18 protein-coding genes are annotated in these 23,002 nt (G+C 41.7%); 12 read left to right on the top strand and 6 right to left on the bottom strand.

Going from position 1 to position 23,002, the window contains the following annotated elements:
* Positions 1-168 precede the first annotated feature (168 nt).
* The 3 genes from hisD to KSMBR1_RS03645 all read left to right on the top strand — a co-directional run bounded on the left by hisD (position 169) and on the right by KSMBR1_RS03645 (position 3,248).
* Positions 169-1,488: a histidinol dehydrogenase gene (hisD, locus tag KSMBR1_RS03655; RefSeq protein ID WP_099324112.1), complete on the top strand. Its 1,320-nt coding sequence runs from the start codon at positions 169-171 to the stop codon at positions 1,486-1,488.
* Positions 1,489-1,544: 56 nt separating this feature from the next.
* Positions 1,545-2,612 carry a histidinol-phosphate transaminase gene (gene hisC / locus KSMBR1_RS03650; protein WP_099324111.1) on the top strand — a complete coding sequence of 356 codons (1,068 nt, stop codon included), beginning with the start codon at positions 1,545-1,547 and terminating at the stop codon, positions 2,610-2,612.
* Between the two features lie 198 nt (positions 2,613-2,810).
* Complete coding sequence (locus tag KSMBR1_RS03645) at positions 2,811-3,248, top strand: Minf_1886 family protein (RefSeq protein WP_099324110.1); 438 nt, start codon at positions 2,811-2,813, stop codon at positions 3,246-3,248.
* Between the two features lie 29 nt (positions 3,249-3,277).
* Here the strand turns inward: KSMBR1_RS03645 and KSMBR1_RS03640 are convergent, their stop codons facing one another.
* Positions 3,278-3,916, bottom strand: coding sequence for a formylglycine-generating enzyme family protein (locus tag KSMBR1_RS03640; protein ID WP_157820364.1), 639 nt, complete (start codon positions 3,914-3,916; stop codon positions 3,278-3,280).
* A 272-nt stretch (positions 3,917-4,188) separates the two neighbouring features.
* A complete protein-coding gene (locus KSMBR1_RS03635) occupies positions 4,189-4,683 on the bottom strand; it encodes a DUF192 domain-containing protein (protein ID WP_197705320.1) in 495 nt (164 codons plus the stop codon).
* Between the two features lie 260 nt (positions 4,684-4,943).
* Between KSMBR1_RS03635 and tilS the strand changes: the two genes are divergently transcribed.
* Complete coding sequence (gene tilS, locus KSMBR1_RS03630; RefSeq protein WP_099324108.1) at positions 4,944-6,392, top strand: tRNA lysidine(34) synthetase TilS; 1,449 nt, start codon at positions 4,944-4,946, stop codon at positions 6,390-6,392.
* Between the two features lie 129 nt (positions 6,393-6,521).
* Here tilS and KSMBR1_RS03625 read toward each other — a convergent pair whose 3' ends face one another.
* Together KSMBR1_RS03625 and KSMBR1_RS03620 are read right to left on the bottom strand one after the other, a co-directional pair.
* On the bottom strand, positions 6,522-8,354 hold the full coding sequence (locus tag KSMBR1_RS03625; protein ID WP_169703550.1) for a tetratricopeptide repeat protein: 1,833 nt from the start codon (positions 8,352-8,354) through the stop codon (positions 6,522-6,524).
* Positions 8,355-8,643: 289 nt separating this feature from the next.
* Positions 8,644-10,059: a phospholipase D-like domain-containing protein gene (locus KSMBR1_RS03620; protein WP_099324106.1), complete on the bottom strand. Its 1,416-nt coding sequence runs from the start codon at positions 10,057-10,059 to the stop codon at positions 8,644-8,646.
* Between the two features lie 431 nt (positions 10,060-10,490).
* Between KSMBR1_RS03620 and KSMBR1_RS03615 the strand changes: the two genes are divergently transcribed.
* On the top strand, positions 10,491-12,029 hold the full coding sequence (locus KSMBR1_RS03615) for a DegQ family serine endoprotease (RefSeq protein ID WP_099324105.1): 1,539 nt from the start codon (positions 10,491-10,493) through the stop codon (positions 12,027-12,029).
* 231 nt (positions 12,030-12,260) lie between these two features.
* Here KSMBR1_RS03615 and nifS read toward each other — a convergent pair whose 3' ends face one another.
* On the bottom strand, positions 12,261-13,454 hold the full coding sequence (gene nifS, locus KSMBR1_RS03610; protein ID WP_099324104.1) for a cysteine desulfurase NifS: 1,194 nt from the start codon (positions 13,452-13,454) through the stop codon (positions 12,261-12,263).
* On the bottom strand, positions 13,451-14,305 hold the full coding sequence (gene nifU / locus KSMBR1_RS03605) for a Fe-S cluster assembly protein NifU (RefSeq protein WP_099324103.1): 855 nt from the start codon (positions 14,303-14,305) through the stop codon (positions 13,451-13,453). Before nifU ends, nifS begins: the two co-directional genes overlap by 4 nt.
* A gap of 582 nt (positions 14,306-14,887) precedes the next feature.
* On the opposite strand from nifU, the gene KSMBR1_RS03600 reads away from it, so the two are divergent.
* The 7 genes from KSMBR1_RS03600 (at position 14,888) to phoU (ending at position 22,943) form a co-directional block, all read left to right on the top strand.
* Positions 14,888-16,267: a porin gene (locus KSMBR1_RS03600; protein ID WP_099324102.1), complete on the top strand. Its 1,380-nt coding sequence runs from the start codon at positions 14,888-14,890 to the stop codon at positions 16,265-16,267.
* 78 nt (positions 16,268-16,345) lie between these two features.
* The gene (locus KSMBR1_RS03595; protein WP_099324101.1) at positions 16,346-17,320 is read left to right on the top strand and encodes a PstS family phosphate ABC transporter substrate-binding protein; all 975 of its coding nucleotides are present in this window, start codon (positions 16,346-16,348) and stop codon (positions 17,318-17,320) included.
* A gap of 131 nt (positions 17,321-17,451) precedes the next feature.
* On the top strand, positions 17,452-19,716 hold the full coding sequence (locus KSMBR1_RS03590) for an ABC transporter permease subunit (RefSeq protein ID WP_099324100.1): 2,265 nt from the start codon (positions 17,452-17,454) through the stop codon (positions 19,714-19,716).
* Positions 19,713-21,314: a phosphate ABC transporter permease PstA gene (pstA, locus tag KSMBR1_RS03585; RefSeq protein WP_099324099.1), complete on the top strand. Its 1,602-nt coding sequence runs from the start codon at positions 19,713-19,715 to the stop codon at positions 21,312-21,314. Before KSMBR1_RS03590 ends, pstA begins: the two co-directional genes overlap by 4 nt.
* 64 nt (positions 21,315-21,378) lie before the next feature.
* A complete protein-coding gene (gene pstB / locus KSMBR1_RS03580; protein WP_099324098.1) occupies positions 21,379-22,146 on the top strand; it encodes a phosphate ABC transporter ATP-binding protein PstB in 768 nt (255 codons plus the stop codon).
* A gap of 4 nt (positions 22,147-22,150) precedes the next feature.
* Positions 22,151-22,288, top strand: a complete 138-nt coding sequence (locus KSMBR1_RS20750) for a hypothetical protein (RefSeq protein ID WP_157820363.1) — start codon at positions 22,151-22,153, stop codon at positions 22,286-22,288.
* Positions 22,278-22,943 (top strand): phosphate signaling complex protein PhoU, encoded by a 666-nt coding sequence (gene phoU / locus KSMBR1_RS03575; protein WP_099326961.1) that lies wholly within the window; start codon positions 22,278-22,280, stop codon positions 22,941-22,943. Before KSMBR1_RS20750 ends, phoU begins: the two co-directional genes overlap by 11 nt.
* The last annotated feature ends 59 nt before the right edge of the window (positions 22,944-23,002 follow it).

The raw sequence follows: 23,002 nt of genomic DNA, 5'->3' as shown, positions 1-23,002 counted from the left end.
TCCGGCATCAGACAATATCCATGAACTACCAGTCCTTGTTGTTGATGAACGTCTTTTCATTTTCCTTGACAACATTTACCATAGTAAATATAATTTTTTTCAATAATTTCTTTCTACGTCTTTATAACACGAGGCCAACGGCCTCGTTAATTTTTTGGATGATGAATGATGCGGATACTTAAAACATGGGAATGCGATGCAAGCCTGGAGATTGAAAAAATCAAACAAGGCTTAGACCCTTTAAACAGTTCTTCAGACATCAGAACAACCGTACTCAAAATCATTCAGGATGTAAAAAAAAATGGCGACAAGGCCATTGCCGCATATGGCAAACGTTTTGACAAGGCACCTCTTTCGCCGGAACAATTCAGGGTAAAAGAAGAGGAAATTGAAGACGCTTATAAATATGTAACCGGTAAATTTATAAAGGCAATACGCCTTGCAATAAAAAATATTCAAACATATCAGAACCATATTCGCATTCAAAACGTAAAACCGCTAAGGTCTAAAGGGGTGATTCTTGACACAATCTATACCCCAATAGACAGCGCAGGGATATATGTCCCCGGGGGGGCGGCTTCGTACCCCTCTACCGTATTGATGAACGCTATTCCCGCCCAGGTTGCCGGAGTGGAGAAAATAGTCATGGTCTCTCCCCCAAAGGAAGACGGAAACATTCCTCCGGAGAGATTGGTGGCGGCAAAAGAGGCAGGCGTTAGTGAGATATACAAAATCGGCGGTGTTCAGGCAATTGCTGCGCTCGCTTTTGGAACGAAAACCATTCCAAGTGTGGACAAAATCGTAGGCCCTGGAAATGTGTTTGTGACGCTTGCCAAAAAAGAAATTTTCGGATATGCGGGAATAGACATGCTTGCCGGCCCGAGCGAGGTGTTAATTATTGCCGATAACCATGCAAACCCATCATATATCGCTTCTGATTTGCTTTCTCAGGCGGAACATACTCCGGGTATTTCTCTTTTAGTCACTTCTTCAAAATTGTTGGCAAAGCAAGTTTTAGCAGAAATAACCCTGCAGATAAAAACACTCAGCCGTTCCGCCGGCACAAATGAATGCCTCAGCAAATATGGAGTAATTTTTATCACAAAAAATATGAACGAATGCATAGCGCTCTCCAATGCCATTGCTCCAGAGCATTTGCAGATTATGACGCAGAATCCAAAAGCCGTGTTATCAGGCATTAAACACGCCGGCGCGGTATTTGTGGGAGATTACACCCCTGTGGCTCTGGGAGATTATATCGCCGGACCATCCCATGTGCTCCCTACCGGAGGCACTGCGCGTTTTTCATCCGGTTTATCGGTAAATGATTTCATTAAGAGGACAAGTGTTATCACCTATTCACAATCAGCGCTGAGGAGCGTACAGCAGGATGTGTCTGAAATTTCAGCATCTGAGGGACTTGATGCGCATGCAAAATCGGTTAAAATCAGATTGGATTCAGGCAGGAAAAAGCCGTCCGTGCGTTGAAAGTAACGTAGTTCTTGGCTCACTATCACTACTGTTTTATTCATTGGAGCATTCTCTTGAGTTATTTTAAAGAACATATTGAAAAAATGACCGGTTATATACCGGGTGAACAACCAAGGGATGGTGTTTACACAAAGCTAAATACAAATGAAAATCCCTATCCGCCGTCACAGCATGTTTTGGAAGCAATACGTAATTCATTAAACGAAACGCTTCGTTTGTATCCTGACCCGGTCGCAATGGCGGCACGATTAAAAATTGCGGAAGTACTTAAAACAAAACCGGAACGTGTCATGGCCGGGAATGGGTCGGACGATCTTCTTTCTATAATAGTTCGCAGTTTTGCAGGGCCTGGTGATAAAATAGTTTTTCCCTACCCTTCCTATATGCTCTATAAAACCCTTTCTGAATTACAAAACGGCGCTGCATGTATGATTGATTTTACGGAAGATTATATCCTCCCTGAAGATTTCATCGTAAAAGGGGCAAAAGTTTCTTTTATCGCAAATCCCAATTCGCCTTCGGGCACAATGATTTCTCCCCGGGAAATATCAAGACTGGCGTCTGAAATTGATGGAGTGCTTGTTATTGATGAAGCATATGCGGATTTCTCCGACGAGAACTGCTTGCCATTGGTAGAAAGGCATGATAATGTACTCCTTTTGCGTACACTCTCAAAATCGTATTCACTTGCAGGCATTCGGTTTGGTTTTTGCGTAGCGCAAGAATCTCTTATACAAGGGATGATGAAGGTAAAAGATTCATATAATGTTGACCGGTTAGGCATAGTAGCCGCAGTGGCAGCTATGGAAGATCAAAAGACCATGATGGAGCATGTCGAGAAAATCATAAAAACAAGAGAGTACCTTACAAAGGCATTGCAGGGAATGGGTTTTTTCATTTATCCATCTCATGCCAATTTTGTTTTAGCCAGATGTATGAAGGGGGTTTCTGCACAGAATTTATATAATGAATTAAAAAAACGGAAGATTTTGGTAAGATACTTTAACATAAGACGGCTTGATGATTGCCTGCGCATTACGATAGGAACGCAGGAAGAAATTGACCTCTTAATAAAAAATCTAAAAGACCTGCTAATTGCCGGAGCAGGAAACATACATTAAATTGTTACAATAATTGTAACTATGTAGCTACAGAGGTGATGTTTTCTAAAAAACTTTGCGGCTCTGTGGCTGAAATGCAGAGCGAAGTGTCACTTCGCTCTTAACTAAGCAATCGCTTAGTTTTACAATGCTGAAAAATTACCAATAATTAATACTTTTCCCCGGAAATACGGTAAGCTTTTTCTTAGAGAAACGAAAATGAAAAACCCCTGGAACAAAATAAAGGAAATAGAAAAAAAAGACCCGCGCTATTCCCCGATGGCTTATCAATTTGTATTCGAGGCACTGGAATTTACCACAAACATGCTAGGCAAAACTCAATATAAGGCCGCTGATTCAGGCCGTCATGTGACGGGAAAAGAACTTTTGGAGGGGATTAAACGTTATGCTTTGAAGCAATTTGGTTTTATGGCCTTAACTGTATTTGAACAATGGGGTATAAAGGAGGATATTGATTTTGGGAATATCGTCTTCAATCTTGTTGAAAGCGGTTTGATGGGGAAAACAGAAACGGATTCGAAAGATGATTTTAAAAATATTTATAACTTTAAAAAGGTCTTTGATGAAGAGTACGAATTTAAAGGCAACTATGATATCCGGATGTCATTAAGTGCGCTTGGTATCAAAAAAAGTTAAATATCTCATCCCAATATATACTTGGTATTTTATTCAGCGTCTTTTACGCAACGAAAACCTACGTTGTTATCCCGTCCTTCGGGATAACTGCAACTACGATAAGCGCTCCTGAGAATATAATGATGATTCAACCATGAGCCTCCTCTCACTACACGGTATTTTCCTTCTTCATACCAATCCTCGCACCATTCCCAAACATTCCCCGACATATCATAGCACCCATAAGGACTTGCGCCTTCCTTTCTGGCTCCTACCGCCGCCGGGGCGCCAGTATTAGGGTCGAGATTAAATACGGCCAGCGTATGGTCAGGCTGCATGTTTCCCCACGGGTATTCCCTTCCGTCAATCCCCCGGGCAGCCTTGCCCCACTCTTTTTCTTTAGGGAGTCGTTTTCCCGCCCATTTCGCATATGCAACCGCATCACTCCAGCTTACCCCTACCACTGGTTGCAGTGGTTTGTTAAATCGTTCATTATTCCAGAAAGAAGGGTGTTTCGCGCCAGCTTCATCAATAAACTTCTTATATTGGGAATTCGTTATGGGAAACTTATCAATATAAAATGCATCGACATACACAACCTTCCTGTCCTCTCCCATAACAAAATTACCGGCAGACACATACACCATTTCAGAGCCATCTTTTTCGTTAATAATACTTTGCTGTGTCATATGCATATATTTTCTGTAAAAATAGTTAAAATGGAGATTTTTCAAAAACTACATTGTTGCTTAAAATTTCAATTCTTGTAACACTTTAGCTTTTTGAAAAATTCCGGGAAAAAAGAATAACCCCGAAGGGGTAATATGATTATAGAATGTTCGGTGTTTCATGAAAGATAAAATTATATCACCCCTTCGGGGTTAATTATGGGTTTTTTGTATAATTTCTATAATCATTTCATCCCTTCGGGATTATTGGAATTTTTCAAAGAACTAAAGTGTTACCAATTCTTACCATTACGAGATTCTCCATTTGCGATAATGCGCGGTGGCATTTTCACTACATCTCCTTCCCGCACATTATGTATTTCAAACCAATTAGATTTCATTTCCAGGGCGTAGCGAACCTTTTCGCGTGAGTCATGAAGATCGAGGCTCCTGGGTTTCATTGTTTCTATCTGGGTAATCCGTCCATTCTCATCTATAAATGCAACAGAAAGAGGCACATAGGTATTCTTCATCCAGAATGAAAGCCTCTTTTCATCCGGAAAGACAAAGAGCATGCCTTTATTATCTTCTAAGGTATTACGATACATTAGCCCTGCCATGTGTTCTTCAGGGGTAATCGCCAACTCTACCTCTATGTCTGTTCCGGATACCGTTATTTGCTCTGTTTTCTTTTCATGGTTCCCGTAGCAATCATTTTTTATGCAATGGTATACTATAATGCAAAGGGAAAGTACAGCAGGAAAAAAATATTTTAATGTCCTGTTCATACGCATATCTTTTTCTAAACCTGTAATGAAGAAGCAAAAAAACGTCAATACACGGAGATGGATGTAATACATTTGTTTAATTAGAAAATTACTAAAATCAACAATTTCACTATGTATGAATATTTTACGCACCTCACCTGCAAAGTCAATCCATTTCTCTGCTTGATTTATTAGGGAGGAAGGGATATAGTTCTCATCAAATGATGCTTATATCCTATTTTAACCAAAAACAGTAGAATAGTGTCTTCTTCCCATTAATTATGAAACTGTATCCATTTGTCGAAAACATATTCAAAATTATCTGTAAATACCAGCTTATTCAACCAGATGATTCAGTCATTGTCGGTGTTTCCGGCGGGCCTGATTCTGTCGCTCTACTGAAAACCCTTCATTTTCTTAATGCTGCAAAAAACCTGCGTTTGCGATTATATGTGGCGCACCTTAATCATCAGCTTCGTGGTGATTTTTCAGAAGAAGATGAACAATTCGTCCAGGATTTAGCAAACAAACTCTCACTGCCATTTATTTCAAAAAGGGTAAATATCGGAAAGATCGCTTCAGAAACCAAACTTTCGCTGGAAGAAATGGCACGCAAAGAGAGATATACATTTTATTCCGAGGCATCGCAAAACTACAATGTTTCTCATGTAGCAACCGGACACAATGCCGATGACAATGCAGAAACCATTCTCCACAGAATAATCAGGGGAACCGGCGCTCCCGGTCTTGGAGGAATACCCATTAAACGTCTGTTATCTCCGGGTACGCCGCAGTTGATCATTCGGCCTCTGTTATTTGCATGGAAAAAAGAGATTCTCGAATATCTCAATAAAGATAAGACGAAATACCGGGTCGACGCATCTAATTATGAAAAGGAATACACGAGGAACAGGATACGTCATGAACTCATTCCTTTATTGGAACATAAATACAATCCTAATATAAAAAACGCCCTGTCCCGATTATCGCAGATACTTACGATAAACAATGAATACCTCCTTGCAGCATGCGAATCAGTATTTGAAAACGCCATTGTGAAAGAACCAGACAATGCATATGTTCTTAACGCCGGGTTTCTCCTGAAACAACCAAAAATTCTGCAATTCCTGCTGCTGCAGAAATTGTTGCACGTAATGCATATCCCTCTGAAAGCCATACATTATGGACATTATTCCATGATACTCGAAGGTCTGGCGCAAAAAGGGAATGCCAGGAAATTCCAATTACCGGGTAAAATTACCTTACGGTATGAGCGGGGAAGGCTTTTTTTAGAAAAGGGGTTTTCCCGGGAAACATTTACAGAATTACCGGAGATTCCCTTGAAAATACCCGGGACAACCCAAATTGTGGGTCTTGGCAGTTTAACCGCAGAGCTTCCGGAGAGTAAGGATGTGTCGCTCGAAAAATTTATATTAACGAAAACAAGATATGAAGAGATACTGGATTTCGAAAGCGTTAAAGAACCACTTCTCTTAAGAAAGAGAAATAGCGGAGATACCATTTCTCCATTGGGAACTCGGGGCAGTAAGAAAGTGAAAAAACTATTTATCGATAAAAAAATACCCCAGGGAAAACGCAGCCTCATACCTATAATTGCTATGAATAATAAACCGGTATGGATCGTCGGAATATGTCTGGATAACAGCGTTAAGGTTACTGGCAATACAAAAAAAATACTCAAATTAACCTTTCAACCATCCGGAAGCTAAAGTGTTGCGAATTTTGAATTTGTAGTGCTAATCGAAGGCTGGTTTGAAAGTATAAAACGTGTGGTTCAGGCTTCGTAGTGAGCTTAGCCGAAGGGTTACAAAAAACCATTATTATATTATTTGACCATACTATTCACTTACAATCTTCCCGAAGCCGGCATCTCCCTTATATTTTATAAAATCAGGGCTGTTGCGGGCGGCATTCTTATGCAGGGGATTTAATTGCACCGCTTTCTCTAATGAATCAAGGGCTTCTTCTTTTCTTGATAGCAATGAAAGTGCGCAGGCCTTATTAAATAATACTGCGTCAAAATCGGGGTTGATACGTAGTGCGTTGTTATACATTTTTACAGCATCTTCGTGATTGCCAATGTTATCCAGCAAAAGTCCCTTATTGTTCATTGCTTCAGGAAAGTCTGGTTTTAACCGGAGCGCATTGTCATAAGCATCAAGCGCCTCCTGATATTTTCCCATTTCTTCCAATACGTACCCTTTGTAATTAAATGCTTCATATGCATTGCTTTCTAATAACGCCGCTTTATCAAAGGCGGTTAACGCCTCTTCGTATTCATTTAAAAATGAATGGGAAATCCCTTTATTCATCCATACATCAAAATCATCATTTTTAATCCGTAACGCATTATTGTAAACGTTTACGGCGTCAGCATACTTGTTGAGACGGATAAGTGCAATGCCGTTGTTTTGTAACGCTTCCAGTTTGATTTTTGATAAACGGGGAACGTTCACAGCTTCTTCATCAGTAATAATTTGTCCTACCTTTGCAAATGATTCTGTCGCCTCTTCAAGCCACCCCATCCTGGCCAGGGCATTTCCCTTGTTTTTCCAAGCCTCCGCGTAATCCGGCTGCAATTCTATTGCCCGGTCAAATGCCTTTATTGCTTCAACATAGTTTCCGAGGTGAAACAATTCGCAGCCTTTATTCGTCATTGTTTCATACGAATCAGGCTGTATTATCAATGCCTTTTCATATGCAGCAACGGCTTCATCATGTCTTTTTAAACGGGACAAGGTCAACCCCATATTTGTCCATGCCCCATAAGAATCCGGTTGTATCTCAATGGTCTTCTCATATGCTTTCAGGGCATCCTCGTATCTGGACAGTGAGTCCAATGCGAGTCCTTTGCCATTCCATGCTGCATACGAACCCGGGCTCAGCTCAATTGCTTTATTAAAAGCGTCTACGGCCTCTTCATGTTTTCCCATGTCAGCGAGTGTAAAGCCTTTATTCGCCCATGCCGCATGTTCCTTAGGCCTTATTTTTATTGCGGTATCGTATGCATCAATCGCTTCGCCATACCTGCGCAACCTAACGAAACAGTTTCCCTTATTAATCCAGGCTTCATAATATACCGGATTTATTCTTATTGCCTGATCATAAGCTTCCAGCGCTATGCCCCTTTTTTCCGGAATTCTCGCCAATGCCAATCCTTTATTATTCCATGCTTCATATTCATCAGGTTTTAATTTCAGGATAGAGTCATACGTCTTTACCGATGCTTCGATATCGCCTATGTGGTCATGTACGTTTCCCTTGTTATATAAAACCATCAAAGCATCCGGTTTTATTTCTAATGCCTTGTCGAATGCCTTAATTGCCTCATAATATTTTCCTGTGTGGTCTGAAGCCCTTCCTTTCATATACCACGCTTCCCAGTAATCAGGTTTCGATTGAACTGCCATATCAGCGGCTTCTATGGCTCTTTCAAAATCACCCATATAATCAAGTACGGCTGCTTTGTTATACCATGCCTCCGGCGCATCGGGTTTCAGGGAAATGGCGCGTTCGTACTCGTGAAGCGCATCCTGATAGTTCTGTTTATGTATAAGGATATTCCCCTTATTGATACACTCTTCATAATTTTCTTCCCCAAACGCTACTGTGTTTAGCACGGCAAGCATGAAAAAAAGAAGACTTTTTATTATGAATACATTTTTTGCCATAACTACCATCTCCTCATTGCAAAAAACAGAAAGCAACTAAACCACGGATTAATTTAACCGTGTAATGAAATTTCCATATTCGCGTTTATTAGCGTGTATTCGCGGTTACTTTATTAACCGCGAATACACGCTAATAGACGCGAATGAATAACGAATATTTCACCCTGTTAAATAAATCCAGTTTAATTGTTCAATATTCGATTGCCGACTGCCGACTTTCGTATTGGACTCCATCTGAAAAATATCAAAAACAACTTAGTGCTTATGGTGCTCCTGCCCGCATACCATGTTACTTGAAGGTCAATATATCTCCATCTTCTATGATATAAGGGATATCTAATCCCCACCTTTTGGTTAGCATCCCCTGATAGATTACTGTATCACCCTCATTAAATCCCGATACATTATCTATTCTTGATTTTTTCACCTTGAGTTCTAATTTGCACAGGCCGCCCTCCTGTTGTTCAAACCCTATGCGCAAATCGTTTTCTGCCGCCAGATGCTTGTATATGATCTTCCCCATCCAGCTCAGGTATTTGCCCTCAAATTTGTCCCATTTGTCCCTTTTTTGATCTGCGGAAAAACCGCTCTCTTCGCCAAACATACTTTCCAAATCTGCAAGCGTTTCTATTATATATTCTTTTCCGGGTCCCTGACACAAAACTGTCGTATAAGGGTCAGCGGTTAGTTCCTCTTTTGTTAATGGTTTGGAAGTATCGTCTTCAATTCGGATTACATTGCCGTTTTTCAGTTTATAAGGATATACCTTTGTTACCAGCGAAGCAAGTTCTCCTGTGTACGTTACCAGACTGCCATATTTAACATCGGCAAAGTTTTTCTTATGCTCAGGGTTCAGGTCTGTTTCCACACTCGTATGTCCGTGAGTAGTATTCATTAGCCATCCGTTAATAATCGTCCATCCAATATATTTGACCCTTCCGCGCCACTTAACCTTTCTGCCCTCACATTTCCGCCACAAATTTTCCTTTTGATTATCCGACAAATCGCTTATCACCCCAAATATTTTATCAAACTCCTCAAAATTCATATCAATAAAGCCATCCGCATTTTCTGTAATTGTTATGCCATACCCTGAAGCTATCACCTTTCCTTCAACTGCCTTTTTTTCACTGTTTTCAGATACCGCTTTTACAGGTCTCTTTTTCTCTGCTTCTTCCGCAATATACGTCTGTTTTTTAAGAGGAGAGGCTTTACCCTTATGAAATAACCTGTCAAATTCTCTTTGATATTTTACCAATACAGGAGTTTTGTCCATAAAAATGACATTTTCGCAATTAAACCTGCTTGTTTTTTCATGCCAAAGATAAGACCCTGTTGCAAGCAGTTTGGAATCAAAGATGGCATAGTTATTGTTCATAATACCTTTCTGGATCAATATCTTCACGGCAAACCCGTTTTCCCCGCAATATTGTGATAGTATCCCCTTCGAGAGAAAACGTTTTCTGTCAATAACAATCCTTATCTCTACCCCTCTCTCCTTTGCCTTCGCAAGTGCATTTACTATATCGACTGAAGTGATGTTTCTCGTGGCAATATCAATAGATTCGCGGCAAGCGTCTATCTCGCTAAGGATTTTCTCTTTAATTTCATCAGGAGTAAAATAGACTTCAGATGAAAATGCCTTCACCTGAATACACATAAGGATTACAATCCCTGTAATAATAACCGCATGAATCTTTTTCATACCCACACCCTTTCTTAATTTTTTATTAAGGAACAAATGCACATTGTTTATTGTTGAATTCAGCGTATCCGGTAGTTTTAAAATAAAACACCCGAAAGGATTGATTATTCAGATTTCCCCGGAAAGAACGAGGCGACCTGTGCTTACATAAAAAAGCCATACGCGCTGCTTTAAAAATTGATGGTAACAATAGTAGCGAGATGATGTTTGTAAATAATTGAGAATAATATCGGCGCATGTTATCGGAATGGAAAATTATGACTGTTTAGATAATATCAGCGAAAACAGAATAATGCAAGAAATTAGGAAGGCTGTCCGCATCTTTTTGCCCTGCAAGGTATTTTGAATTATATTGACAAAAAACACTGCCTAAAATAGAATTGAAGCTCAGTATTTTATACGTTAGTCATTTAAAAAAAGGGAGCATATAAATGTTGAACAAAGCACGAAGCAACTGTATACGCATACTATGCATTCTGGGGATATTTGCAGGCATAAATTTATGTTTGCCCCAAAAATCAATCATCTTCGCTTCAAATAAGACAAATAGCGACACTTCGGTAGTTGAAGCCGCACAAAGCTTTGAGAAGATTTTCGCACAAGTGGTGGAACAGGTAAAGCCTGCAGTTGTGTCAATAACTTCAGTAAAAAGCTTTAAACACAAAAGAGAACGTCAGCGTGAAATGCCGAGAGACCGTAACCATCCCCAACCTCAACCGAGACAGGAACAGGAGCAATTTCGCGATTTTTGGGATTTTTTTGGAGATGACTTTTTTGACAAGTACTTAAAACCCCGGTATCCTGAAGAAGATTTCAAGGTTCAGGGACTAGGTTCCGGTGTAATTGTTGACAGCGAAAACGGGTATATCGTCACCAATAACCATGTTGTTGAAAATGCTGACGAACTAACGGTTGCCCTCGGAGATAGGCGTGAATTTAAAGGCACAATCGTTGGCACCGATCCGCAAACGGATATAGCAATTGTAAAGATCGAAGGAAAGGATTTGCCTTTTGCAAAGCTAGGGAATTCGGATTCCATTAAAGTAGGGCAGTGGGCTATTGCAATAGGAAATCCCTTTGGTTTATCACAGACCGTTTCCGTGGGCGTTATTAGCGCCATGGGAAGGGCTAATGTTGGTGTTGCGCAGTACGAAGATATGATCCAGACAGATGCAGCGATAAACCCCGGTAATAGCGGAGGGCCGCTGGTCAATTTAAGCGGGGAAGTGATTGGCATAAACACCGCAATTTTTACCAGAAGCGGCGGTTATCAGGGTATTGGGTTTGCCATACCCGTTAATATGGTAAAAATCGTCATGAAAGACCTCATTGAGAAAGGGAAGGTCACGCGTGGTTGGCTCGGTGTTGCGATACAGGATATCAGCCCGGATCTGGCAAAATCATTTGAGGTAGCCATCGCAGAAGGCGTTATCATCAGCGATGTGCAGGAAAATTCCCCGGCAAAAGAAGCAGGTCTTGAACGTGGTGATATTATAATCAAGTTTAACGACAAGCCAATACGGGATGTTAATCACCTGCGCAATACGGTTGCGCAAACGGAAGCAGGCAAAAAAGTGAAGATAACCGTCCTGAGAGAAGGGAATGAAAAAACACTAACAGTAAAAATAGGCGAACAACCTTCCGATTTGTTTGCTTCAGCGCCGGCCGGGACATTGCCGGAAAAAGAACTTGGTATGACGGTGCAAAATATTACAAGTGAAATTGCAAAAAATCTGGGGTTGGAAAATGAAACAGGCATTATCGTCTCCGCGGTACAGCCCGGAGGCCCTGCCGCAATGGTAGGCATAAGAGAAGGAGACATTATCAGGGAAGTTAACCGTAAAAAAATAACTACCGTGGAAGAATTTAACAGCGCCGTGCAGAAGGGTGACAAGAAAAAGGGCATTTTGTTGCTTGTGAAACGCGGCGAATACGCTCAATATATTATTGTAAAATCAGATAAAGAGTAAGAAAACTTCTCCCAGTACAAAAACAAAACAAAAATGGCAATCGTTACGATTGCCATTTTTGTTAACACTTTGGTTTTTTAGATCTCGTTCCCGGGCCAGGCGGGTTCATGTTTGCAACCGTTCGGTTGCGCGCACATAGTTTCCAGCACCATTACGTTCCCAAACAGATACTTCACTATGTTCAGCACAAGGTTTGGGAACGAGTCGCGCTCGGTAGTCTAATAGATTACGCTAGCAATAACCCGCAGAAACGTGTCCCTGAAATTTAGAATCCCTGTTGTATGGTGATATTTCCCTGAGTCTCCTCACAACGGGTGGAAGGTGTTCAATTATATATTCTACATCGTCTGTTGTCGTATATCTGCTCAGGCTCAACCGGATGGAACCGTGTACTGCGGTAAAAGGAATGCCCATTGCCCTTAATACATGCGAAGGTTCCAGTGAACCAGAAGTACAGGCGGAACCGGAAGAAGCACAAATTCCCTTCTCATTAAGCAGCAACAAAATAGCTTCGCCTTCAACATATTCAAAACTTATATTTGTAGTATTGGGTAACCTGGGAGATTTATAACCGTTTATTATCGCATCAGGGGCCTTTGCCACAATTTCACTCTCTAATCTGTCGCACAATTGTTTTACCCTTGTCTGTTCCTCCTGCATAAATTTTTTTGCCAGTTCACATGCCTTGCCAAGTCCAATAATAGAAGGCACATTCTCCGTACCTCCTCTGCGGTTTTTCTCCTGATGCCCTCCGATAATAAAGGGTGCGATGGATGTGCCTTTCCTTATGTACAAGGCACCAACCCCTTTTGGTGCATGTAATTTATGCCCTGAAAGCGTCAATAAATCAATTGCACTATCAGCGAGATTTATCGGTATTTTACCTACTGCCTGCACCGCGTCGGTATGCAAAAAAGACCCCTTTTGTTTTACAATGCCGGCAACTTCCTCAATAGGGAAAATGACGCCGGTTTCATTGTTTGCATGCATAATAGACACAATTGCCGTATCTTCTCTCACCGCTTCAGACAATTCATCCACATTGAGCATTCCATTTCTATCTACCCCCAATTCTGTGACATGATACCCATGTTGGGTGAGATATGTACACAAGTTATAAACCGCAGGGTGCTCGACCCGTGACGTCACAATATGCTTTTTACCCGGATTCGCCCGGAGGATGCCCAATATCGCAGTATTATCACTCTCCGTGCCGCAACTGGTAAATAATATCTCTTCCGGCCCGGCGCCAATGAGGTCCGCAACCTGCTGCCTTGCCTTGTCTATTTTCTTTGCAACCTGACCGCCAAAAATATGCATGCTGGAAGGATTGCCGTAATATTCAGAAAAAAAAGGCAGCATTTCTTCCAAAACCTCAGGAGCAACCTTTGTAGTCGCATTGTTATCCGCATAAACAACCTTCATGATATTACCTCCTCCACAATGAGCGTATCGGTGACGAATTCTCTTAATTTAGCCTCTACCGTCGATTTTAAGGTTACTCCCGAACTCGGGCATGCGGAACAACTTCCCCGGAAAGAAACCATTACCCGGTCGCCGTCGATATCAATCAATTCAATATCACCTCCATCCGCCAGCAGGGCAGGGCGAATCTCCCTTTCTATCGTCTCCTGCACAAGCTTCATTTTTTGAATATTCGTTAATTTTTTAACGGGTTTCTGTACCTTTTTAATAATTTCTTTCTCTTTTTCCTTGTGCCAGATTTCATCGATAATAGCCTGGATTTGAGGATGACACGACTGGCAGCCTCCTCCCGCTTTGCAATAGTTTGTTACCTGGTCAATAGTCGTCAGCTTATGCTCCCTGACTTCATGAGCGATCTTATTGTCGGTTACCCCAAAGCATTTACACACAATTGTTCCCTCATCAACAGCTTTCTCCAGCTTTATCCCGCGATAATTCGCAATAGCAGCTTCCAGCGCCTCACGTCCCATAACAGAACAATGCATTTTTTGTTCAGGCAAACCGTCAAGATACTCTGCAATATCACTATCAGCGACCTTCTCTGCTTCAGCGATTGTTTTCCCTTTTATCATCTCTGTCAGGGCGCTTGCCGAGGCAATGGCGCTCCCGCAGCCGAAGGTCTTAAATTTTACATCCGATATAACGCCCCCGGCATCTATTTTCAGCATCAGTTTAAGCGCATCACCGCAGGCTAAACTGCCTACTTCTCCCACAGCATCCGGATTTTCGATATCGCCAACATTTCTCGGATGCAAAAAATGGTCTTTTACCTTTTCAGAATAGTCCCACACCTTTTATTCCTTTCTTTACAACTGATAAGAAACAGATTTTCACTGCCAATATACACTAATGCATGTATTCGAATATATTCTTTTCTCATTGTCATGTCAAGCATTGCCTGACCTTGTTACACCCAAGGTGGCATAGCAGCCAGAACCAAACAAGCAAGATGAAAAAATACGAAATTCGAAGTACGAAATACGATACAAATTCAAAAATACAAAATCCCAATAAAAAACCTGGTTTTGAACATTTGAAAATTGAAAATTAGAATTTGTTTCGCGTTTCGTATTTCACCATTAAATATTTTTCCTTTAACCTGATGCTCTGGATTACGGCCGTCGCGTTAATCCCGCTTTTCTGGCAATTCTGATACATGGAAAATCTTAACAAAATCTTAATAATTTCTTTATATGGCCTTAATATTTGTAATTTATAATCCTTGCGTTTTCATTATAGTCTGTTGCCTATCGTAACAATACAAAAAGACATAACAGAAGACGTGTTGCAGGCATGATTGTGCTATAGAGAAACCGAAAAGAGTTTGTATTTTTTTATTTTATATGTGTTGTTTTTAAAAGGAGAAATTTTAAATGATCGGCCGTAAATGGCGTAATTTTATGCTACCAAATTTCTTTGTTTTTTGTGTGTTATGCATGGGCGGTGTATCTCCGATAGTGTTTGCACAGGGAGAATCCAGTACCGATGCCAGAAGTGAGGTAGAAGAATTAAAGCAGCAATTAAAACTGATGGAAGAGGCATTTGCACGGCAACAGGAACAGATGGATGTTTTAAAAAATCGTATAGAGATAATCAGCACGGAAACCAAGGTTGTCGTGAAAGAAGAGACAAAGCAGGCAGTGCAGGACTATTTTTCCACAGATGAGGCCAAAGAAATTTTGGGAGTTGGCATGCCCGATATGATCGTTGAGTATACGCCGGACGATAAAAAATCAGCCTTAAGTATCAGAACGACCGATGGCAATTATTCCCTTAACATTGGCGGACGATTGCAGATGCAATATGAATATAAAGACAAGGACGATGATTTTGGCGAGTCGGATACACAAAATATCGACGTCCGTCGTGCAAGGCTTAATTTTGGTGGTAATATCTACAGCAAAGACCTGCATTATTATGTGGAAATAGACGGGGATAAATTCGACGTAGGGGTGAGGGATTTTTACGTATACTGGACGCCCTTGGAAGAATTAAACACTAAAATTGGTTACTTTAAGGTGCCGTTTAACAGGCAGCGGCTAGCATCCTCTGCAACACTTTTGCTTCAGGAAAGGTCTATTGCCAGCGAGTTCTTTGACCAGGACCGTGATTACGGTGTAGATTTGTATGGAAAACCCTTTGACGGATATATGGAATATCACGCAGCGGTGTTTCAGGGGGCGGGAGAGGATCAGGCGGACTGGTTTCAGGGCAAGGAAAATTTTGACAATGAACTTATGTTTGTTCTGAACGCCCGGTATAATCCGTTTGGAAAGTATAACTATTATGATGAAACCGATTTGGCTTATTCCGATACATTAAAAGCAACCATTGGCGCATCCGTTGCCTTTAATGGTAAACGAAAAGATGTTAAAGAGGAAGATTATGACAACATTACGGGTGTAGTTGATTGCGGATTAGTATATAAAGGGATTTCCTGGAATAATGAATATTATCTTATGTCAAGAGATCCTGAATCAGGCGGGGAATCCCTGGAATCAGAAGGCTTTCATACGCAACTTGGTTACTTTGTATTACCTAAAAAACTGGAACTTGCCGGACGTTACTCCGTGATAGACCCCGATGACGATATTTCAAATGATATTCAACGAGAGTATACTTTTGGAGTCAATTATTACTTTCGCGGCCATCGCTCAAAAATTCAGGCGGACTTCGGGCATCTTGTAACAGAGGGGGAAGAAGAGGATAAAGAGGAGAATAGGGTACGGGTACAATACCAGATTATGTTCTAAAAAGGAGAAAAATAAGTCGATTTTCAATATAAATTCGAGTAATATATCGCTCATATAATTTAAGGAGGAATGATTATAATGATGAAAAAATTATTGTTATTGTTAACTATTGCAAGTTGGGGAATAATAGGTGCGGCCTATGCCGAAGAACCATTAACGGCTGAACCGGAGATTAAATCCTATGCAAAGATAGGCGGTGTCTCGGGAAATCTGAACAGCATCGGTTCTGATACCATGAATAACCTCATGACGTTTTGGGCAGAGGGTTTCAATAGGTTATACCCCAACGTGAAGGTACAGATTGAAGGCAAAGGGTCTACAACAGCGCCTCCTGCGCTGATTTCAGGGACAGCACAGATTGGCCCGATGAGCAGGGCTATGAAACCAACGGAAATCGATGCATTTGAAAAAAAGTATGGTTACAAACCAACAGAAATAAGAACAGCGCTCGATGCATTGGCGGTATATGTAAACAAGGATAATCCTATAAAAGGCCTGAGCCTGCCGCAGATAGACGCGATTTTTTCAAGTACCAGAAGAGGCGGATATAAAGAAGATATTAAGACCTGGGGACAACTTGGGCTGACGGCAGATTGGGCGTCAAAACCGATAAGTCTTTATGGGCGCAATTCCGCTTCCGGCACCTACGGTTATTTCAAGGAACATGCACTTTTTAAAGGAGATTTTAAAAATACGGTAAAAGAACAGCCTGGTTCTGCCTCTGTGGTTCAGGGGATTACTGAAGACCGTTATAGCATCGGATATAGCGGTATAGGATATCAGACATCGGGTATCAAAACCGTGCCTGTTGCGTTGAAAGAGGGAAGGCATTTTGTAGAGGCAAAATCAGAGAACGTGCTGAACGGTTCTTATCCCCTTGCACGATTTCTCTATATCTATATTAACAAAAAACCGGGGCAGCCTCTTGACCCTCTGATTCGAGAATTTGTCAGATTTATCCTGAGCAATGAGGGCCAGCAAATAGTGATAAAAGATGGATATATGCCATTGCCGTCGTCAGTTGTGGAAAAAGAACTGAAAAAAATAGAATAGCATCCATCATTGCGATTCTCAATATCTGCATTCAATCAAATTGTTTTAATAATCACCCCTTTGTATTCCTAAGAAACTGAAAATTAGGGAAGAGGGGTGGTTTTCTTTTAGACCGCACTGTTTGTTCGCATATGAAAAGCCTGAAAAGCAGAAAACTTACCGACAAAACTGCCCGCTGGATGATCACATGCAGCGGTGTAGCCACCATATTTGTAATACTTGCCCTCTTTGTCTTTATCTTCATGGAAGTCCTTCCCCTTTTAAAAGGAGCGAAGGTTGTAAAAGAAAATACATTTGCCATTCGTAAGGCGGCGGTTTGTATTGGCGCTGATGAACATCTGGAGATTGCGTATGTCGTGTATAATAATGGCAAAACAGAATTTGTCTCGCTGCGGGACGGCAGTATTATCAGGAAACACGATCTTCCCGGGATTGGTAACGCGCATATCACATCGGTTGACAAATATAAAGACCATCATGTTATGGGAATGGATGACGGGAGAATTTTAACGGTTTCCATTGGTTTTACCCAATCGTTTGAAAACGGAAAACGGATAATATCCCCGGTAATTTCTTCGCGTAAAGCGATTCATACGAATGAAGAAGGCGATTCTTTGCCTTTTGCAGTGAAACACATTGTTTCGCGGGAGGATGAAGAAACAAGTGTTACTGCGGTACATACTGACGATGGCCGGTTGTTGCTGCTTTCTTCAATAATAGAGACCTCTCTTTTTGGAGAAGGGGAAAAGAGGGATTTATGCCAGGATATTACCCGCCTCATTAAAAAATCGTTACGTAGAATTACCCCTTTTATACATAATCAGACGGAACAGCCACTGCGGGAAGGGACGATTGCCATAACTGCCCTTGCCCTTGACATTTTTATGGATAATCTTTATGTCGGCACAGATTCAGGGGAGGTAATATGTATTGACATAAGGGAGAAAGAGGAACCCGTAGTTTTGGAACGGGTAAAGGTTTCCGGCAGCGTCGTCTCCGCAATGAGGTTTTTGTTGGGCGATATTTCACTGGTGATTGGCGACTCAGAAGGCAAAGTTTCCTCCTGGATGAAGGTGAGAGATGCATTGTCTCTCTCGGGATGGTCGCTGAAAAAAATACATACGTTTCAATCCCATAACGCCCCGGTAGTGGCTATTGCCGGGTCTGTGAGAGACAAGGGTTTTGTTACTGCCGATTCAAACGGTTTGGTACTTCTCCGCCACGCCACATCAGAACAAACATTGTTAAATGTGAAAACGTCTTCTCCTGTAACCGCACTTGCCTTCTCTCAAAAGGCAAACGGCATCCTGGCAGCCGATGCATCAGGCGCATTATATTTGTGGAACATTTCTAACCCGCATCCTGAAACTACATTAAAGACACTGTTTGGCAAGGTATGGTATGAGGGATACGAAAAACCTGAATACATATGGCAATCAACCGGCGGTACGGACGATTTTGAGCCAAAGTTCAGCCTGATTCCTTTAATCTTCGGTACGATCAAAGGCACGGTGTATGCGCTGCTTATTGCCGTGCCAATCGGCATATTCGGGGCGCTCTATACTTCGCAATTTCTCCACCGGTCTTTAAAGGTAATCAAGCCTGTTATTGAATTAATGGCGGCACTTCCCAGTGTGATTCTGGGTTTTCTCGCAGGATTATGGCTTGCTCCGTTAATTGAAAAAATCTTTCCGGCTTTGGTAATTATGCCATTTTTCATTGTACTTTCCATTTCTGCCGCGATGATTATCTGGAAGGTGACTCCTCTATTCTGCAAAAGTAAATACAAACATGGCGTGGAATTGGTATTTTTGATACCATTTATCATCAGCGCAATTTTTGGATCTATTTGCCTTTCGGGGGTATTTGAATCGTTTGCTTTTGGAGGAGATTACCGGCAGTGGTTATTACATGTTTTAGGGCTGCATTATGACCAGAGAAATGCAGTTGTAGTAGGGTTTGCCATGGGATTTGCGGTGATACCGCTTGTTTTTACCATATCAGAAGATGCCATGAGCAATGTTCCCGGAAGCCTTATTTTCGCTTCTTTGGCACTTGGCGCTACACCGTGGCAAACCGCGATGAAGATTGTGCTCCCCACCGCAAGCCCGGCTATTTTTTCTGCAGTTATGATCGGTTTTGGGAGGGCAGTGGGGGAAACCATGATCGTGCTTATGGCAACGGGTAATACCCCTGTGATGGACTGGAATCTTTTCAGCGGATTCAGGGCATTGGCTGCAAATATTGCCGTGGAAATACCCGAAGCGCCGTTTGGCGGAACTCTTTACCGGGTGCTTTTTCTTGCATCACTTCTGCTTTTTGTGACAACATTTATTGTTAACACCCTTGCCGAAGTAGTCCGGCAAAAGATGAAGAAAAAATACAGTAAACTATGAAAAAGTTTTTAAAGTCAGGTGATCCATATGTGTGGTTAACCGCAAGCTCTCTGACCATATGCCTTTTGATGGTTTGCGGGCTGATTACGCTTATTATGATAAAAGGGCTTGGTATATTTTGGCCGCATACCATTGTTCATTTTCATCTCAAAGACGGGACAACGGTTTTAGGGGAGGTGGCAAAAAAAGAGCCTATTCCCTACGAAAAAGATGGTTACCGGACAAAGATCAAAATAGGCAACCGTGATATTTACGGACTTGATTTCAGATGGATTGATGATGACAAAATAGTTTTACTGGAATATCCCGCCGATGCTGTTGCCATCGAGAGGCGCGAGTGGGGAAATATGTATGGGTTTTTGCAGGGCATTATAGGAAAGAACGGCGGGATTGAAGCAATACAACCGGAAGGGGCAATGGGGTTTATAAACGAAAATAAAAAACTTTTCAAAAAAATAAGGCGGCTCGAAAAAAAGGAAATTGGCGACATTAACTATCAGATGGAAAAAAAACGAATTATCGTAAAACAATTACAGTCGCTGCCGCCGTCTGATATAGTTCAAAAAAAAATGGATGGCGTCAAAATAAAAATTGACGCCCTTGAGAAAATATATCGCGAAAAGGAGGCCTTGCTTTCAAACCTTTACCAAAAGGCAAGAGAGAAAGAATTCATCATACGTCTTGCCGGTGGAGAAGAAAAAATACTTCCTGTTTTTCAGGTAGTACGTATGTACACACCCAATTCGATGCATGTATTCGCAAAAACAGGTTTTTATCTGACAAAATTGTGGGAGTTTATTGCCGATGAACCAAGGGAGGCCAATACGGAAGGGGGGATATTCCCTGCAATATTTGGTACGGTCATGATGGTATTTATCATGAGTATTGCCGTCGTTCCCCTTGGAGTATTGACGGCAGTCTATCTGAAAGAATATGCCGGTGATAATTTTATTTCACGGATAGTACGCATCTCGGTCAACAATCTGGCAGGTGTTCCCTCAATTGTTTTCGGGGTATTCGGGCTTGGCTTTTTTATCTATTTAATAGGGGGTACTATTGACAATGTGTTTTTTAAATCTGCATTGCCGTCCCCTACGTTTGGAACGGGCGGTATTTTGTGGGCAGCGCTTACGTTGGCATTATTAACGGTGCCGGTAGTGGTCGTTTCTACGGAAGAGGGGCTGTCTTCCGTGCCCGGATCGATAAGGGAAGGTTCTTACGCCCTTGGCGCAACAAAATTTGAAACGTTATGGCGGGTTGTGCTTCCCCAGGCCGCCCCGGGCATACTTACCGGTACTATTCTGGCAATGGCTAGGGCAGCGGGAGAGGTTGCACCGCTTATGATTACGGGTGTTGTGAAACTTGCACCTTCTCTCCCCATAGACCATCATTTTCCTTTTCTTCATTTAGAAAGAAAATTTATGCATCTGGGTTTCCACATTTACGATGTAGGGTTTCAGTCGCCAAATGTCGAGGCTGCAATTCCCATGGTATATACCACAACCCTTGCATTACTATTTAGCGTGCTGGTATTAAATATTACGGCAATAATAGTGCGTAACAAGTTGAGAAAAAAATACAGGATGTCATCTGTATAAGAGATGTATGTTTCTAAAGAAGTAATTTTGAAAACAAGAGAGGTGTACCATTTCTCCCGGTAAAATGAAAAAAAAACCTAATCCGGTAGTTAATATTACAGACCTGAAATTGTATTACGGCGACAATTTAGCCCTGAATGGCATAAACCTGGATATTTCAGAAAAAATGATCACAGCGTTTATCGGGCCTTCCGGATGCGGAAAGTCAACGTTAATCCGGTGTTTAAACCGCATGAATGATCTTATAGAAGGGGTGCGGATTGAGGGTTCCATTAAGATTGCCGGAAAAGACATTTACGACCCCTCTGTCAATGTCACTGAACTCAGGAAGCGGGTTGGCATGGTATTCCAGAAACCAAACCCGTTCCCGAAAACAATTTATGAGAATGTGGTGTACGGTCCGCGTGTATTGGGAATAAAGAAAAAAAATACACTGGATGATATCTGCGAAAAGACGCTTATAAAGGCGGCGCTATGGAACGAGGTAAAGGACCGCCTCCATCTCAGCGCCCTTGAACTGTCAGGAGGACAGCAACAGAGGGTGTGTATCGCAAGGGCAATCGCCATGGAACCGGAAATTGTACTTCTCGACGAACCTTGTTCCGCGTTAGACCCGATTGCCACGGCAAAGATAGAGGACATGCTTGTCGAACTGAAAAAGGACTACACGGTGGTTATCGTAACCCACAATATGCAGCAGGCGGCAAGGGTTTCCGATTATACCGGGTTCTTTATGATGGGGGAACTTGTAGAGTATGATGATACGACTGAATTATTTACGAAACCGAAAAAACAAAGGACAGAGGATTATATAACGGGCAGGTTCGGGTAGAAACGTGAAAACAATTTTCATTGCAAAAACAGCGGTTATTTCGCAGGGTATCCTGGAACAATTACGCCATGTTATGGTGCTGGGAAAGGACGGGTTTTGCCGGTTTAAAAGAGAGGGGAGGCGGGGACGTTATGGTACGTGAAGTATATCACAAGGCTTTAAAAGCGCTGCAGGACGAAGTGCTTGATATGGGGAAAATGGTTTCGCAGGCGATACAGGATTCCATACAGGCATTGCAAACCAGAGACATAGAGGCATCGAAGGAAATTATAAAAAAAGACCTGGAGATTAACAAAAAGCGGTTTGACATTGAGGAGAAATGTATTGTACTCATTGCGACACAACAGCCTCTGGCGGTGGATTTAAGGACGTTGACCGCTATTCTGAGCATAATAACCGACCTTGAACGGATGGGTGATCATGCGGAGGGCAATGCCAAGATAAATATTATGATTGGCGAGGAACCTTTGATAAAACCATTGGTTGATATTCCACGAATGGGGGAGATAGGCATTGCCATGCTGGAAAAATCTCTCAAGGCCTTTATGGAAAGAGATGTGGAAGCGGCAAGGAGTGTATGTGATGAAGATGATAAAGTGGATGCGCTCCACGACCAGATTTACCACGAACTTTTGCTGCTGATGATGGGTAATCCAAAGATAATCAATCTGGCAACCTACCTTACATGGGTTTCTCACAATCTGGAACGTATTGCGGACAGGGTGACAAATATAGCGGAAAGGACGGTATATATGGTTACGGGTGAAATGGAAGAATTAAATGTGTCGAAATATTAGTGAAAGTCGTTGAAATATAACAATTTGGTTTTTTGAAAAAGCAGGGGGCGAAGCATTTG

This window comes from Candidatus Kuenenia stuttgartiensis (assembly GCF_900232105.1).
Lineage (GTDB): Bacteria > Planctomycetota > Brocadiia > Brocadiales > Brocadiaceae > Kuenenia > Kuenenia stuttgartiensis_A.
Note: the sequence above shows the minus strand (reverse complement) of the source record. Positions and strands in the feature narration are given on the sequence as shown.